The sequence below is a fragment of the Vibrio tapetis subsp. quintayensis genome, from assembly GCF_030409945.1.
Taxonomy (GTDB): Bacteria; Pseudomonadota; Gammaproteobacteria; order Enterobacterales; family Vibrionaceae; genus Vibrio; species Vibrio quintayensis.
In genome coordinates this window covers 1-2,124 of sequence record NZ_JAUFQV010000027.1, presented here as the reverse complement: position 1 = coordinate 2,124, position 2,124 = coordinate 1, and the positions used below count along the sequence as shown (strand labels likewise).

Annotated in this window: 1 protein-coding gene and 2 pseudogenes; 2 read left to right on the top strand and 1 reads right to left on the bottom strand. The window is 44.9% G+C overall.

Translation table 11 applies throughout. The features are described 5' to 3' along the window. A pseudogene (locus QWZ04_RS13425) lies at window positions 1–326 on the top strand (phage integrase N-terminal SAM-like domain-containing protein); the annotation flags it as partial. Window positions 327–375: 49 nt separating this feature from the next. Beyond that, window positions 376–1,014, top strand: a pseudogene (locus tag QWZ04_RS13420) (transposase); the annotation flags it as partial. A gap of 254 nt (window positions 1,015–1,268) precedes the next feature. On the opposite strand, the gene QWZ04_RS13415 reads toward QWZ04_RS13420, so the two are convergent. Continuing rightward, window positions 1,269–1,952, bottom strand: coding sequence for a hypothetical protein (locus QWZ04_RS13415; RefSeq protein ID WP_290328792.1), 684 nt, complete (start codon window positions 1,950–1,952; stop codon window positions 1,269–1,271). Window positions 1,953–2,124: the final 172 nt, after the last annotated feature.

Sequence of the window (2,124 nt, the reverse complement as noted above, 5' to 3'; positions counted from 1 at the left end):
ATGCCTATTCTCGCGCGGTGCGTCGAATTAGCGAGTTCTTTGACCGTTGTCCCGACACGCTCGGCACCTCAAACTTAAAAGAATACTTCGTGAGTTTAATAAGCTCTCACTCATGGAGTACCGTTAAACTCGACCGCAATGGTTTACAGTTTTTCTATCGCTATACCTTAGGCAAACAATGGGAATGGCTCGATATCGTCAAACCGCCGCAAACCCAAAAGCTGCCCGATATCATGACACCACAACAAGTGGCCCTGCTCATAAGCATGACTCTGCAACGCCGCTATCAAGTCTTCTTTCTCACCTTATACACAATGGGGCTTCGCTTCTAGAGCAAGGGCTAGACTTACGCTCTTTGCAAACCTTGCTCGGTCATGCCAGCACCGCACCACGTGTGATTGGCTGCTACGCCAAAAACAAAAGCTTCTTCCCACACACAACTTTATGACCACCTTTACCTTGCCATATCAACTGAGAAACCTCGCCAAGAAACAGCCTAAAGCGCTGTATCAGGTAATGTTCTCGGTTGTTGCCAGCGCGCTTGCTTGAGGCCATCAATCAACACCCGCAACTGTGGTTACCCAAATCGATACCGAAAAAGTGGGTCGTGACTGCCAGAGCGTGGGTTATGGGGAGCCCGCGTTGGAATATCTATCACGCTACTTATACCGAGGCGTGCTGCCAGATAAAGACATCATTCACGGCGATGACCATAGCGTCACCTTCCGCTACAAAGAAAGTAAAACCAACGCAATGAAGACACGCACTTTACCCACGATGGAGTTCTTGCTGCTCATCTTGCAACACGTGCTGCCTAAAGGGTTACAGAGAGTGAGGGACTACGGTTTTTTACGCGGTCAAGCAAAAGCGCAACGGGTGCGTATTCAACTCTTGTTGTTAAACCTGTTTTATCAAACACCGCCAATGACCACGACCATCAGAGCCAAAGCCATACGAACTTGCCCCTGCTGCCAGCATGACATGGCGTGCGTGGGAATAACGCGACCGAGATAGCCGAAAGGCAAACATAATAAGGATAATGACCGAAGTAAAATCAGAGGAGAGACGAACAAAAAGAAGAAAATAAAACGGCTAACTGATTGATAAGATTGCGGTTGCAACCTTATCTCAGCCTCGCTCGCCTTGAGAAAAGTCTCAGGGCGATGCGCCCACCACACCAGATCGCACAATTTACTATAAGAAGTGGCAACGGGCTTGTTCAACACTCGGGATTTAACGCTGGCTGCGCAGCGCATAATCCTTATTTGTTAGTTGTCTTTGCTCAACACTGCATTTATCTCGACACCAATATTTAGGTATTGAGCTTCAAGTTCAAAATACATATCTAAAACTTCAGTAGCCGGGCGTGATGGATACACAATGCCATCATATTCGAACTCGGAAACAATATATTGAGCGATGTTATTTTCGTAATCCATATTAAACTCTTTGATTGGAATAACCCTATGCTTATTTATATTCACCAGAGCCGCCACATATTTGAACTTTGAATTTTCTCTAATTAGCTCAACAGCCTTACTGACACTAAGCAAACTTGCGTGTTCAGAGAGTTTTAGACTTCTTGACACATTGTAAAATGTTATGTCTCGCTCTCTTGTTGGTGCGACTGTAGGAAAGCATGCGCAAATAATTTGAGCAAAAATATCCGCAATAGAGTGAAGAGTTTGAACATGAGCTATTAAATGAGCTAATGACGCCAATCTTGGATCTTTTCCAACTCCCAACACTGACTTTTCGACATGACTTACTTCTTGCATTGAAACCAAAGTTGCATGATATCCATGGAACTTAGATAGTTTAAGCTTCCATTGAATTGAAGCGACTTGTTCTTCAAAGTTCTCAAATTTTTCTTGAGACATCTGATCTTTAACCAACGTCAGCAACTGCCCGTTTTTCCAATCTACCACCATACCTCCGAATTGCTGTGACAACTAACGCCTGCATAACACGTTTACTACTATGCAATCATACTTAAAATTGACACCTTAAAACGAGAAACACCCGACAACCTGAGATGCCGAGTGTAGTAAATCGTGTTGATGCATTTGTTGAACGAAGCCGCTCCGCGGCAGAGTACAGCGTGCACCGCCCATACTCTCTGTA